The following is a 14873-nucleotide window of genomic DNA, read 5'->3' as shown; positions in this document are numbered from 1 at the left end:
TCGCGGAATGGGATGTCTACGTGCGATCCGATAATCAGAAAACTCTTGTAGCGATTACAGGGGTGGGGTTCCGCCTGCCTGGCGGCCTCGACAACCTGGATGCGCTGTGGACCGCTCTCGTACAGGGGAGGGACGTCGTCACGGAGGTCCCGCCCCAGCGGTTCGACTCGGGTTCGTTCGTTCACGCCAATCCGCGGCGTCCGGGAAAGACCTATACCGCAGCGGGGGGATTTCTGGACGACATCGCGTCCTTCGACGCCGAGTACTTCGGTATTTCGCCGCGCGAGGCCGGTCGCATGGACCCTCAGCACCGGCTGCTGCTGGAGATGACCGCCGAGGCGGTGGATGACGCCGGTCTGCGCCCCCGCGACCTCGCGGGCTCTGACGCGGGCGTGTTCGTGGGAGTGTCGAACCACTCCTACGCAACGCTTCAGATGAGCCGGCTGGCCACCGTCGATCAGCACACCATGACGGGCATCGCGAGTGGGAACACCGCCAACCGGATCTCGCACGCCTTCGACCTGCGAGGGCCCAGCCTCGCCCTCGACACCGCCTGCTCTTCCAGCCTGGTCGCCCTGCACCACGCCTGCGAGCTGCTGCGCACGCGCGGAGGGGTCGCCCTGGCCTGCGGCGTGAACGTACTGCTGGGGCCCCACGAATTCGTCGGCTTCTCCAAGGCGGCAATGCTGTCGCCCACAGGACGCTGCCGCTCGTTCTCGGCGCAGGCCGACGGGTTCGTACGGGCCGAGGGCGGGGCGGTCCTGGTCCTCAAGACGCTGGCGGACGCCGAGGCGCACGGAGACCGGATCCACGCGGTCATCGCCGCGACAGGCACCAATACCGACGGGCGCACCCCGGGTCTGGCTCTTCCCAGCGCCGATGCTCAGGCCGCCCTGCTGAGGGACGTCTACGCCGGCGCTGGACTCGCCCCCGCCGACCTCATCTATCTGGAAGCCCACGGCACCGGGACCCCGGTCGGCGACCCGTTGGAGTGCCGGGCCATCGCGGAGGCGCTGGCGCACCACCGTCCGCAGGGCCAGCCTCTGCCCATCGGTTCCATCAAGTCGAACGTCGGCCATCTCGAACCCGCCTCGGGGCTGGCGGGGCTCCTCAAGGCCCTGCTCGTCCTGCGGCACCGCAAGATCCCTGCCTCCCTGCACGGTGAGCCGGCCAATCCTGCGATCGACTTCCCCGCCCTCAATCTGCTTCCGGTCTCGGCCGTGACACCGGTGGGGACCCACAGCACAGGGCTGGTGGGCATCAACTCGTTCGGCTTCGGCGGAGCCAACGCGCACGCGGTTCTCGCACCGGCACCCGCCTCCGTTCCCCGGCCGGAGGTTCCCCGGGGCGCGCTTCCTGTGATGGTCTCGGCCCGGACGCCTCAGGCACTGGAAGAATCCGCCGCCGCATTGGCCAGGCATTTCGAGGGCGTGGCCCCCGAGGGGTTCTACGACACCGCCTACACCACCGTCAGGCGCCGTGGGCACCATCCCTGCCGTTCGGTGGTACTCGCCCCCGATCCGGGCACCGCGGCCACCCAACTGCAGGACGAGGTCAAGCAGACGGGGCCGGTCGAGGCGCTGCCACGGGGTGAAGTCGCCTTCGTCTTCAGTGGCAATGGAGCGCAGTGGGCGGGAATGGGGACTCGGCTGCTCGCCGAGTCGCCGTCGTTCAGGGACGCCGTGGAGACCGCGGACCAGGCGCTCACACCGTTGGTGGGCTGGTCGGTCCGCGACGAGCTGAGCGCACCGGACGAGGGCCGTCTGGCGTTGACCGAGGTCGCCCAGCCGCTGCTGTTCGCGGTGCAGGTGGGGCTCGTCGCGGCGTTGGCCGAGCGCGGGGTGCACCCAGCGGCGGTTATGGGACACAGTGTGGGGGAGATCGCCGCCGCCTACGCGGCGGGCGCCCTCGACCTGGCCGCCGCCGCCCGGGTCGTCGCCGTGCGCAGCCAGGCACAGGCCCTGACCGCCGGCAGGGGAGCGATGGCGGCCGTCGGGCTGTCGGCCGAGCAGGCCGAACGGGAACTGGCGGCCTTCTCCGGGAGCCTGGAGCTGGCCGCCGTCAACAGCCCCCAGGACGTCACCGTTGCGGGCAGCGAAGACAGTCTGAAGAGACTCGCCGATGTGCTCGCGGCCCGCCAGGTCTTCTTCCGCAGGCTCGACCTCGACTACGCCTTCCACAGTCGCTGGATGGACGGCATCGAGGAGCCGCTCCGCACGCGGCTGGCCGGCCTGTCTCCGGGCGAGACCCGGATTCCGTTCGCGTCTACGGTGACCGGACGGCTTGCCGCGGGTAGCGACCTGGCGGCCGAGTACTGGTGGCGCAACGTCCGCGAGCCGGTGCGCTTCTTCGACGCCGTTGAGGCGCTCGCCGAGCAGGGCTGCGACGCTTTCGTCGAGATCGGGCCGCATCCCGTACTGGCCCACTATCTGCGCCGAAGCGCGAAGGCCTGCTCCTCGGAGACGATCGCGGTGGTGCCCACCATGGCCCGGGACGAGGATGGTGCCGATGCCGTGGACGCCGCTGCCACCCATCTCATGGCGGCCGGCGCCACCATCGACTGGGGCGCCTGGTTCCCGGTGGCGGGGCGTGCAACGGACCTGCCCGCCTATCCCTGGCAACGTGAGAGTCACTGGAACGGTTCGCCGGAATGGTTTCGGCAGGACTGCGGGGAGGGACCCGCGGTCCACTCCCTCCTGGGCGGGAGCACCTCGCACCCGGACCCTCTGTGGCAGGCGGACCTCGACCCCGACACCCTGAGCTGGCTGGCCGACCACCGTGTGGGCGGGTCGACGATCGTTCCTGCCGCCGCCTACGTCGAACTCGGTCTGGCTGCCGGTTTCGCTCTGCACCAGGCGCCCGTGCAGGTCGAGGCAATGGCCGTCAACCGTGCACTGGCGCTGCCGTTCGACGACGCCGCCATGGACGTGAAACTGCAGGTCCGAGTCGACCCGGAGGATGGCGGCCTGCGGATCTCCAGCCGTAATGGAGCCGGGCCCTGGCGCGAACACGCCCGCGGGCGCATCCGGCGGATGCTCGGCCGTCAACCGGAGCGGCTCGACCCCGCCACGCTCCTCGCGGCCCTGCCCGGTCATCTGCCGGCAGATGACCACTACGCAGCCGCGGCGCGTGCCGGGATCGCGTACGGGCCGGCCTTCCAGGTCCTCACCGACCTGTACGTCGGGGACCAGGAGGTCATGGCGCGCTACGCGTTCGCCGGATCCTGCGAGGGCTATCGCATCCATCCCGCGCTTCTCGACGCCGCGATCCAGGCAGGGGCCCCGCTGCTCGGCACGTCGGAGTGGGCTCATGAGTTCCAGCAGGCGGCCATGCTGCCCGCCGCCGTCGAAAGGGTCCGGGTGTGGAAGAAGCCCCCTGCCGAGGGCTGGGCGCACGTACGGCAGAGGGAGAGTTCGGACAACGAGGTGTGCTGGGACATCCGGCTCCTCGATGACGAGGGATACGTCATCGCCGAAGTGGACGCATGCAGGCTGCGGCGCTTCGCATCCGGCGCCGGCCCCGCCAAGCGGCTCACGACCGTGCTGCGCGCGGCCCCCGCCGGGCCCGACCCCGATGTCGCCCGGTACCGCCCGCCGGGCCCTCACGAGTTGACGCGGGCCGTTGCCGCCGCCAACGATGCCCGACGCCGCCGGTGGGACGGTCCTCTGTACGAGCGTCTCGCCGGCCTGGTCGAGTTGATGTGCGCACACTTCACCCTGCGCGCCGTCGAGATCATCGCTCCCGACAGGCAGAGCTTCTCGGTCGAAGACCTCATCGCCGCCGGCGTCCTGCCCCGCCACCGGCGCCTGCTGGGCGCCCTGCTCGGCCAAGCGCAGCGCCTGGGGCTGCTTCACCACGACAACGGGCTATGGACACGGGAGCAGCCAGCCGATCCACAGAATGCCTTGGCCCGCGTCTTGCACAGCACGCCCGGCTCGGCCGCCGAAACCATGCTCTACACCAAGTGCGGCACCCACCTCCCGGACGTACTGATGGGCCGTCAGGAGGCCGTGGACCTGCTCTTCGGCGACAACGAGCACCATCTGCTGGAGAACCTCTACACCGCCACCCCCGTGGCGCGGCACTACAATGCCGCGGCCGCGCTGCTCATCGGCGAGCTCGCACGACGCTGGCCGGCCGACCGCCCACTGCGCGTCCTGGAGATCGGAGCGGGCACCGGCGGACTGACCGCCGCCCTCCTCAAGGTCCTCCCGCCGGAGCGCACCTGCTACACCTTCACCGACGTCTCCGAAACGTTTCTCACCAGGGCCCGTTCCCGTTTCGCCGAGTATCCGCATGTGCGCTTCAGCACCCTCGACATCGACCGGGAACCGGCCGCCCAGGGCATGCTCGCAGGAGCCTTCGACCTGGTCGTCGCCGGGAACGTGCTGCACGCCACGAGCGATCTGCGCCAAAGCCTGCACCGTGTCACGGAGATGCTCGCCGACGGCGGGCATCTGCTGGCCATCGAGACCCACAACCCCGACGTCCTCGTGCCCTGCTTCGGGCTGCTCGACAGCTTCTGGTCCTCATCCGACGCCGACCTGCGGCCCGGGCACCCGTTGCTCGACGCGCGGCAGTGGCCCGCTGTCCTGAACGGCTGCGGTTTCGACGAGGTGGCTCAGATCGGGGCGGAGGCTGACGTAGCCCGTGGGGACTATTCGGTTCTCCTGGCCCGCCGCGCCGACCGGCCGCTCCCGGCCCCGGAGCACGGACAGGCACCGAGCCATGAGGCGGCCACCTCCTGGCTGGTGGTGGCCGAGGATCCAGGAGGAGCGGCGTCCGACGCACTCGTCGAGGTCCTCAAGGAGTCCAGCGAGGCACCCGTCGCCGTGATGTGCGCGACCACCGACCCGGATCAGTGGTCGGCCCATCTGTCCTCCAGCGATCCGCGGCCGGGCATCGTCCTTCTGTGCAGCGATCGTTCCGACTCCCCGGACGGGTCCGGCCCCCGTCCCCTCCTCGGTGACGAGGCCACCCTGGAGCAGGCCGTCGCACGTACGGCCATGCTGGGCGGCCTCGCACGAGCGTGCACCCGGCTGCCGCAGCAGAGCGCCCCGCGCCTGTGGCTCGTCACCCGGCCCTCGGGGGCGCTGCCGTCACCGGATGCTCCCATGGCGGTGCACGATGCGGTGCCGTGGGGCGCGGCACGCACGCTCGCCAACGAACTGACCAAGTTGGCCGTACGCCGCGTGGCCCTCACCCCTACCGCGGACCCGGCCGCCGATGCCCGCCGCCTGGCACGCGAACTCCTCACCGGCCTCCCCGAGGAGGACGAGATCGCCCTCACCCCGGGCGGCCGTTTCGTGGCCCGCCACCAACCGATGCCGACGATCACCAGCGCTGCCCACCAGAGCCACTACCAGCTTCAACTGCGCCGCCCAGGAAGGACGTACGAGCTCAGGTGGGTCCCTGCGGCCCGACCTGCCGAGCCCGGCCCGGGCGAGGTGGTCATCGAGGTTCGAGCGGCCGGCCTCAACTACCGCGACGTCATGATGGCCGCCGGCCAGCTGCCTCCCGGCGCGGAGAGCCCGGCCCCGGGCGACACCAGCCTCGGGCTCGAATGCGCCGGTGTCATCACCGCGGCGGGCCCCGGCACACCGCCCGATGAACTCAAGGCGGGAGACCGGGTCTTCGCCTTCGCTTCCGGCGCGATGGCCTCCCACGTGGTCGTCCCAGCGGGCGCGGTCGGCAAGATCCCCGATCACCTCTCCTTCACCGAAGCCGCCACGATGCCGGCGGTGTTCTTCACCGTGCACCACGGCCTGGAGCACCTGGCGCGCCTCGCCCCCGGCGAAACCGTACTGATCCACGGGGCCGCGGGCGGTGTCGGACTCGCTGCCCTCCAGTACGCGCGGCACATCGGGGCCCACGTCATCGCCACGGCCGGCACCCCCGCCAAACGTGCCCTGCTTCAGCTCCTGGGAGCCGCACACGTCCTCAACTCACGGACGCTCGCCTTCGCCGACCAGGTACGGGAGCTGACCGGCGGCCAGGGCGTCGACGTCATCCTCAACTCCCTCGCGGGCGAGGCCATCGCCCGCAACCTCGACATCCTCCGTCCCGGCGGGCGCTGCGTGGAGCTGGGCAAGCGTGACATCCACACCGGTGGCCGGCTCCCCCTCCACCCGTTCCGCAACAACCTCACGTTCCACGCCGTCGACGCCCACCAAATGCTCAGCAGGCAACCGGACCTGTCTGCCACGCATTTCGCCGAGATCACGGGGCGTACCCGGGACGGCGTCCTGCGGCCCGTGTTGCACCAGGTGTTCCCCGCGGCCCATGTCGCAGATGCCTTTGCCGTCATGCAGCACTCCCGGCACGTCGGCAAAGTCGTGATCTCCCTGGAGGACCCGCCGGACATCACCGTCAGCCACCCGGCCCTGACCTGCGACCCCACCGCAACGTACCTGGTCACCGGCGGTCTCAGCGGACTGGGCGCCACCACCGCCGAGTGGCTGGCCGACCGCGGGGCCCGCCACCTCGCGCTGCTCAGCCGCCGCGGCAACGCCTCACCCGAGGCAGCTGCCCTCCTCGACCGGCTGGCGGCGCGAGGAGTGACCGCCACGGCCTACGCGGCCAGCGTCACCTCCCCCGGCGCTCTCGGCAACGTCTTCGCGGACATCACTGCGACCGGACACCCCCTGCGCGGCATCGTCCACTCCGCGATGGCGATCGAAGACCACCTGCTCACCGACCTCCAAGACCACCACATCCGCGCCACGTTGGCCCCCAAGGTGCGCGGCACGGCCCTCCTCGACTCCATGACCCGGCAGCTGAACCTCGACTTCTTCGTCGTCTACTCCTCGATCGCAGCGCTAGTGGGCAACCGCGCCCAGGCCGCCTACGGCGCCGGCAACCTGACCATGGAAGGCGTCATCCGCTCCCGCCGGGCCGCTGGATGTCACGGTCTGTCCGTGGGCTGGGGTCTGATCGGCGAGGTCGGCGCGGCCGCCGACGAGGCGATCTCGACCACCTTGCAGAGAATGGGCCTTGACCCCATCGCCCCGCGGGAGGCCATGGCAGCGCTCGAAGACCTCCTGGCTCAGGACACCACCGTCGCCACGGTGGGGTACTTCGACTGGGTACGGCTCACCAGCCTCCTGCCCTCCCTGCGCGCCCCTCGGTTCGAGCTGCTCCGGCCCCCCGTTGACGAGAGCTCCGAAAAGGAGGGAGGGCTCTGGCGGACCCTCGCGGCCTGCACCGAAGAAGACCGGGCCACAGCCATCGCGGACCTGCTCACCCGCCTCATCGGCCGCGTCACCCACATCCCCGCCGACCGTCTGAACCGCAGCACCCGCCTGGACCGCCTCGGGCTGGACTCGCTCATGGCCACCGAACTCGTCGTCGCCCTCCAAAGCGAACTCAACTGCGAGGTCCCGGCCATGGAAGTCATCAACGCCGACAGCATCAACGACCTCGCCCAACGCATCATGCGCCTCCTCTCCACCGCCATGGAGACGGTGTGAACGGCCGGCGACGCCGCGCCGTCACCGCACGTCTTCGCACCCGTGCCCGTGACACGGCCGGCCTCCCCTGCCGCCTCCGTACGCCATGAACGCCCCGTCGGCCGCCTCACCCCACCGCGCCGCCGCCACCGCCGTACTCTGCCTGGGCCTGTTCGTGCTCGGCCTGGACCTGACCGTCCTCAACGTCGCCATCCCCGACCTTCAAGAGGACCTGTCGCCCCCGATGGCACAGGTGCAGTGGATCGTCGACGGGTACGCCCTCGTCCTGGGCGGCACCGTACTGGCGGCCGGAGCGGTCACGGACCGCATCGGCCGACGCCGGGCCTTCGTCCTGGGACTGGCGGTGTGCGGGGCGACATCCGTCCTGGGCGCGACCGCCACCGCCCCGGGACAGGTGGTCGCCGCCCGGGGCGGGATGGGTGCGGGCGCCGCGTTGATCATGCCCGCCACCCTGTCGGTCATCACCCACCTGTATCCCGAACCGGCCCTGCGCAGACGGGCCATCGCCATCTGGGCCGCCGTGGGCAGCGCCGGCGGTCTGACCGGGCCGGTGCTCGGCGGATGGCTCGTCGAACACTTCTCCTGGCGCGCAGGGTTCTGGATCAACCTCCCCGTCACAGCCGCCGCCATCATCCTTGCGGTCTACCTGGTACCGGAATCCCGGGCCCCGAACCCGGACCGCATCGACCTGATCGGCGCCGCACTCTCCTCCCTCGGCCTGCTCACGCTGGTCTGGGGCATCATCGAGGCGCCCACCCGCGGCTGGGCCAGCCCGCCCGCACTGGCCGCGTTCACCGCCGCACTCCTGCTGCTCGCCGCCTTCCTCGGCTGGCAGGCACGCTGCCGGGCACCCATGCTGCCGCTGCCGCTGCTCCGGGACCGCCGCATCAGCGCGGGCGCAGCGGCGCTTGCGCTGATGTCCTTCGCGCTGTTCGGCGCCTTGTTCGTCATGACGCTCTACCTGCAGGGCGTGCTCGGCTTCACCCCGTGGCAAGCGGGACTGCACACCTTGCCGCTGCCGGCAGCGCTGGGCTTCGGAGCGCTGACAGCGCTCCCCCTGCTCGCCCGCCGTGACGCGGTGCTCACCATCGCCCTCGGTCTGGCCCTGGTGACCGTGGCCTTCGCCGTTCTGGCCGGCACCGGCACCGACTCCGGCTATGCCCGACTCGCCGTCTTCCAGCTCATCGCCGGATTCGGCGCGGGCCTGGTGGCCGCGGCAGGCACCGAATCCGTCATGGGCGCCGTACCGCCGCGCCAGGCGGGCCTCGGCTCCGCGATCAACGACGCCACCCGCCAGGTCGGCTCCACCCTCGGGGTCGCCGTCCAGGGCTCCGTCCTCACCACCTTCTACACCTCCCGCCTGCACACGCTCACGGCCCGCGCCGACCTCCCGCCCGACACCCTCCGCATGCTCACCAGGAGTTCATCACCCAACGCCGCGACATTCGCCCGCGTCCCCGTCGGCGCCCGGCTCGAACTGCTCACGGCCGCCCGCCAGTCCTTCATCGACGCCACGGCGATCACCGCGACGACAGCGGGCGCCGTCACCCTGGCAGCCACAGCAGGGGCCGCCTACTGGCTCCTCCAGGGGTCCCGGTAGTACTCGCCGAGGAGTTGGCCGGAGGCCCGGTCGGTCACCGGTCGGTCACTGCCGAGTACGTGCCTTCCCAGTGTCCCGGGCGCTGTGCGCCGCGTTGCCTTGTTGCGCACTGCCGCGTTGCCCGGTGGCGCCCCTCAGCGTTTGCCTGCCGTAGACCTCTCTTGAAGGAAGTTTCGATATGCCCCTTCCAGCCCATATCGCCATGATCGGCACGCCTATGGCGAGCCATGTGCTGCCCAGCCTGGAGATCATCCGCGAGTTGGTGGCCCGCGGCCATCGCGTGACGTACGCCAACGCCGACCACATCGCCGAGCTGATTACCGACACCGGTGCGGAGCTGGTCCGCTTGACCTCCACTCTGCCGACCGCCGCCGGCGACTGGCCGCAGGATCCCATCGCCACCGCATCCCTCTTCCTCGATGAGGCGATGGCCGTACTGCCGCAGCTGCGCGCCGCGTACGACGACGCCCCCGCCGACCTCTACCTCTACGACATCGGCGCATACGCGGGCCGCGCGCTGGCCGAGGCGCAGGGCCGCGGCCACGTCCAGCTGTCACCGACGCATGTGGCCTGGGACGGTGCCGAGGAGGAGATGGATGCGGCGTTTGCCGGGCTACCCGGAGGCGCCGCCCACCGTGCGCGCTTCGCAGCCTGGCTGGACCGGTGCGGTGCGGTGACCACGAACGTGGAAGAGTTCACAGCTCGGCCGCGGCGGGTGCTGGCCTTGATCCCGCGCGCCCTGCAACCGCATGCGGACCGGGTCGACAGCAAGGCGGTGACGTTCGTCGGCCCGTGCTGCAGCACCGGTGAGAAGCAGGGCGGCTGGAAGCGGCCGACCGATGCGGAGAAGGTGCTGCTGGTGTCGCTGGGCGGCTCGGCCTACCCCAGGCAGCGGGAGATCTACCAGCAGTGTGTGGCGGCCTTCGCGGACCTTCCGGGCTGGCATGTGGTGCTGCAGATCGACAGCGGCAGCGATCCGGACGGGCTGGGGGAACGGATTCCTCCCCACTTCGAAGTGCTGCCGTGGGTGCCGCCGTCGGCGATCCTTGAGCAGGTGGACGCATGGGTGACACACACCGGTATGGGCAGCAGCGGTGAGGGCCTGTACGCCGGTGTGCCGATGATCGCGGTACCGCACGGGGCCGAGCAGTGCCTCTACGCCGACCGGCTCGTCGAACTGGGTGTCGCCCGTCGGATCGACTCCGCGGACGTCACGGCGGCGGCGCTGCGTACGGCCCTGATGGAACTCATCGGCGATCCACAGGTCGCCGCGCGCTCGGCATGGCTGTGGGCCGAGGTGCGCACCGAGGGCGGCATCCGTCGGGCCGTGGATCTGATCGAGGAGCAGCTGGCAGAGGAGCGAGTGGGCTGATAGCGCCGGGCAGGCGCCACGCGGGGCCGGCCGACCAAGGAGGCGGCGAGGAACGGCAGCCGGGCAATGGCGCGCCTTCCCCGCCCCCCGAGGGTTCGGCCCGCACAGCTTCGCAACGAGCTCATTCGCGATCACCAGGCCGCACGCGATCATCAGGCCGCACTTGTGAACGCCATATGAACTCAACTAGGCGGCCTGACCTGGGAGTTAATTCCTGGTTCGGCATCATCCAGAACCGACGTTCAGGTAGGTTTCCGCTGTCGCCGCCACACCGGGAACACCGGGTTCCCAGGGACTAGCGGCACGTAGGGACATCGTCTCTTGACGACAGCGACCGAGACTTTTCACGTCCGTCCGTACACCCCGCACTGCCAGGTCATCACCGACGAAGGTGATCACGCCGTCATCGGCATCTCTCCGGGGAACTCCTACTTCACCCATCAGCGAGTCCTCGGCCTCGCCGCCTGGGGAGTGGAGAACTTCCGCCAGGTCGATCTCATCTATACGGATCTGCATGTCGCCGACATGTACGAGGCGCTCGGATATCCGGCCGTCGACGCCCAGCGCAAGGCCGTGAAGAACCTGCGCGGTGTACGGGCAAAGGTGACCGCCGCCGTCGCCGCACTCGACCCGGACGGCACCAGGCTCCGCGGCCGCCCCATGTCCGCGCTGCTGGACAACCCCGCCTATCGGGTCATACGCGAGGGCCTCGACGATCGGCTGTCCACCGACCCGGCGTTCCGCGAGGTCTGCGATCAGCTCGTGACCCAGTTCCTCACCAGCAAGGTTCTCCACGGGCAGCAGCCCACCGACCGTCAGCGTCAGGTCTGCCTCGACTACATCTGCGCCGAAGCGCCGCTGTTCATCGACACCCCCGCAATCATGGGCGTCCCCTCGTCGCTCAACTGCTACCACCAGGCACTGCCGATGGCCGATCTCCTGTACTCCCGCGGGCATGGCCTGCGCGCCACACGCAACCAGGGCCACGCCGTGATCACCCCCGCCGGCACTCTCACCGAAGGACACGTCCAGTGACGACCGCCCCGACCCTGATCGACTTCCCGTTCTCCCCGCGCGGCGACCGCCTCCCCCCGGAGATCGAGCGGCTTCGTGCCACCCCGGTCACCCGGGTGCGCACCATCGCCGGGGACGAAGCCTGGCTCGTCTCCTCCTACGAGCTGTGCAGACAGGTGCTAGAAGACCCCCGCTTCAGTCTCAAGGACACCTCCGCCCCCGGAGTCCCCCGGCAGTACGCGCTGACCATCCCGCCCGAGGTGGTCAACAACATGGGCAACATCACCGGCGCCGGTCTGCGCAAGGCCGTACTCAAGGCGATCAACCCCAGGGCCGGCGGCCTGCCGGAGTGGATGACCGACCACGCCGCCCACCTGGTCGACGGCATCCTCAGCTACGGCCCGCCGGTCGACCTGCGCGGACGGTTCGCCAGCCCCTACGCCGAGCACCTCCACTGCCACATCCTCGGCATCCCCCGCGATGACGCACCACTGCTGGCGTCCAGCCTCGACATCGCGTTCATGAACTCGGCGTGCCCCATCGCCGGGGCGCGCCTGAACTGGGACCGGGACATCGCCTATATGACCGGGCGGCTCAACGACCCCGCCACCGACGGGCTCATGGCCGAACTCGCCGCCCTCCGCGGTGACCCCGACTATGCACACCTCACCGACGAGATGCTCGCCACCGTCGGCGTCACCATGTTCGGCGCCGGAGTCATCTCCACCATGGGCGCCTTGACCATGGCCGTGTTCACGCTCCTTCAGAACCCCGAGGTGTGGGAGCAGCTGTGCGCGGAGCCGGGCAAGATACCGGCCGCCGTGGACGAGCTGCTGCGTGTGAACCTCTCCATCGCCGACGGACTGCCCCGCCTGGCCATGGACGACATGCAGCTCGGCGACACCGAGATCAAGAAGGGCGAACTCGTCCTCGTCCTGGTCGAGGCCGCCAACACCGACGAGAGCGTGTTCCCCGACCCGCACACCATCGACATCGACCGGCCCAACGCGGCCGCTCACCTCTCGTTCGGCTACGGCGGGCACTACTGCCCCGCCGTACCGCTCGGCAAGAAGCACATCGAGACGGCGATCGAGACCCTTACCACCCGCATACCCAGCCTGCACCTGGCCGTCCCCATCGACCAACTCGTCTGGCGCACCCGCTTTATGAAGCGCATCCCGGAGCGCCTGCCGGTCGCCTGGTAGGAACGGCAGTGCCGGTGGTAGGAACAGCAGTGCCGGCGTGAGCCGGCGCCCGGCACCACACGATGGTCCCGACCTGAGAGAGGTCGGGACCATCGCTCTTATGGAAATCGCGGGACGACTCAGCAGCCGCGGATCGAACAGGCCGGGTCCCGTCCCAGCAGGGCTTTCTGCCACACGCATCAGTCGGCGCGGCCCGTCGCAGCCACCGTCACGCCCAGGCCGATCATCGCAAAGCCGCCCGCCCCGCCGATCATCGACAGACGTCGGTCCGAGCGGGCGAACCAGGCACGGGCCGCCGAGGCACCCAGGCCCCACAGCGTGTCCGTGACCAGGCCGATCGTGACCGGGACCAGGCCCAACAGCATCATCTGGAGGGGAACACGGCCCGCCGAGTGGTCCACGAACTGCGGCAGCACCGCCGCGAAGAAGACAATGCCCTTCGGATTGGTGACGCCCACGAAGATCCCGTCCAGGATCGTGCGCAGATCGCCGTGCCGCTCACCCGCCGGGGCCGCCATGTCCGCCGCGCGCATGTCTTTGCGGCGCCGGAACGCCTGCACACCCAGGTAGACGAGGTACGCCGCGCCGGCCAGCTTCACGCCCATGAACACTGCCGCCGAGCTCTCCACCAGCGTGCCAAGGCCCCACGCCATAGCGATCACCAGGACGTACGAACCGACCAAGTTGCCGACGACCGTCGCCAGCGCCGTGCGCCGGCCGTGGGCAAGAGCTCTGCCGATCACGAACAGCACACTCGGCCCCGGAACAACGATCACCAGCAGCGACATCGCCGCGAACGCGAGAATGCTCTCCAAGGACACCATGTGTCCGTCACCTCCTGGAGTGGTAAGGGCGCCGGTCATGACCCTGTGTGTGACAGGTGCGCGGATGGCGCAGCCGCCTCGCGATGCCTGATGTTGACGGCCGAGGCCTTGGCCACTGCCATGGGGTTCAAGAAACGCAGCGGACCGATCAGGCGGGATCCAAACAGATGCATGTGCCGCGCCACCGACTCATCGCGCGTTGCCGCCGAATACATCAGCCGTTCCAAGGGATTGAACGGACGGGCCTTGGCGTAGTCGGCGGCCAGAAATTGGTGACCGCTCAGCCGGCGCCGGTGTCTGCGTGCGTACAGCGCGAGCGACCTGTCGAGGTCGCCCCGACCGGTCGCGGCCGAGGCGACCGCCGCTGCCAGCCATTGCGCGGACTGCAGAGCCCACCCGCATCCCACTCCCCACAGGGGATCGCTGGTCAGGGCGGCGTCGCCGATGAGCGCGACGCCCGGTGCGGTCGGCTTGCGGCTGTGGAGCGGGTAGTTGACAGTGCCGGTGATCTTCGTGATGCGCTCGGCGGAGTCGATGGGCGGCGCCTCGGGCAGGGCGCGGACGAATTCGAAGAAGCTGCCCTCCAGGTCTTCCCGGAAGGCCGGCAGCCGCTTCTTGTCCGGGAGCACCGCGAGGACCGTCACCCCGTCGTCGTTCGGAAACGCGTACGCCATGTCGGGCTCGAGGAACCAGGCGTGAGCGACCCCGCCGTGCAGCGGAAGGTTGCGGAAGTGCGCGAAATAGCCGAACCGCGCGTTCTCGTACAGCCGAGCAGGCACCCCGGCGAACGTCGCTACGGCCGAGTCCTTGCCGTCGGCGCCGACCACCAGGCGGGCCCGGATCTCGCGCTCGCCCTGTGGTGTCGACGCGCACACCCCCACGGTTCGCCCGGCTTCCCGGACCAGCCTGGTCACCTGGTGGCCGAGGAGCAGATCGACGCCAGGGGTCTCGGCCGCCTGGGACCTGATCATCGGGTCGAGGGTGCTGCGCCGGATGTTGTACCCGTACGGCAGCTCGGGGCCCGCCGGCGCGGCCCGCGGCTCGATCCAACCCCAGCGGGTGTACCAGCGGGCCTTGTTGCGAACGGCCCCCGCCTTCTCCAGAGCGGGGATGAGGCCGAGTTCGTCCAGCACCGGGTAGGCGTTGGCCGTGAGGGAGTGGGTGCACAGCACCTTGTACGCATCGGGGTCCGAGCGGCGTTCCAGCAGTGCGACGCGGACACCGCGTCGAGCGAGCAAGATCGCCGCGGCGCTGCCGGCGAGGCTGGCTCCGCTGATGACGACGTCGTAGTCGTATCCCGCGCTCTCAGGCTTGGTCATGCGCTGATCGCCCCCTTTGGAGTGTGGTGCCGTTCATGGGAGTGGTGCAGTGCAACTGCTGTCAGGTGCA

7 protein-coding genes are annotated in these 14873 nt (G+C 70.1%); 5 read left to right on the top strand and 2 right to left on the bottom strand.

Translation table 11 applies throughout. The annotated features are described in order from the left end of the window. Window positions 1-20: 20 nt before the first annotated feature. The 5 genes from ACWD6P_RS02760 to ACWD6P_RS02740 all read left to right on the top strand — a co-directional run bounded on the left by ACWD6P_RS02760 (window position 21) and on the right by ACWD6P_RS02740 (window position 12660). Complete coding sequence (locus tag ACWD6P_RS02760; RefSeq protein ID WP_451442173.1) at window positions 21-7469, top strand: SDR family NAD(P)-dependent oxidoreductase; 7449 nt, start codon at window positions 21-23, stop codon at window positions 7467-7469. A gap of 85 nt (window positions 7470-7554) precedes the next feature. Further along, window positions 7555-9069: an MFS transporter gene (locus tag ACWD6P_RS02755; RefSeq protein ID WP_451442172.1), complete on the top strand. Its 1515-nt coding sequence runs from the start codon at window positions 7555-7557 to the stop codon at window positions 9067-9069. Between the two features lie 178 nt (window positions 9070-9247). Beyond that, the gene (locus ACWD6P_RS02750) at window positions 9248-10441 is read left to right on the top strand and encodes a macrolide family glycosyltransferase (protein WP_451442171.1); all 1194 of its coding nucleotides are present in this window, start codon (window positions 9248-9250) and stop codon (window positions 10439-10441) included. A gap of 321 nt (window positions 10442-10762) precedes the next feature. After that, complete coding sequence (locus ACWD6P_RS02745) at window positions 10763-11476, top strand: tRNA-dependent cyclodipeptide synthase (RefSeq protein WP_451442170.1); 714 nt, start codon at window positions 10763-10765, stop codon at window positions 11474-11476. Further along, a complete protein-coding gene (locus ACWD6P_RS02740; RefSeq protein ID WP_451442169.1) occupies window positions 11473-12660 on the top strand; it encodes a cytochrome P450 in 1188 nt (395 codons plus the stop codon). The genes ACWD6P_RS02745 and ACWD6P_RS02740 overlap by 4 nt, the downstream gene beginning before the upstream one ends. Before the next feature lie 179 nt (window positions 12661-12839). Here ACWD6P_RS02740 and ACWD6P_RS02735 read toward each other — a convergent pair whose 3' ends face one another. After that, the gene (locus ACWD6P_RS02735) at window positions 12840-13484 is read right to left on the bottom strand and encodes a LysE family translocator (protein WP_451442168.1); all 645 of its coding nucleotides are present in this window, start codon (window positions 13482-13484) and stop codon (window positions 12840-12842) included. Window positions 13485-13519: 35 nt separating this feature from the next. Further along, complete coding sequence (locus ACWD6P_RS02730) at window positions 13520-14803, bottom strand: NAD(P)/FAD-dependent oxidoreductase (protein ID WP_451442167.1); 1284 nt, start codon at window positions 14801-14803, stop codon at window positions 13520-13522. Window positions 14804-14873: the final 70 nt, after the last annotated feature.

The organism is Streptomyces sp. NPDC002446, assembly GCF_053595675.1.
This window is presented reverse-complemented; position numbering and strand designations above follow the sequence as displayed.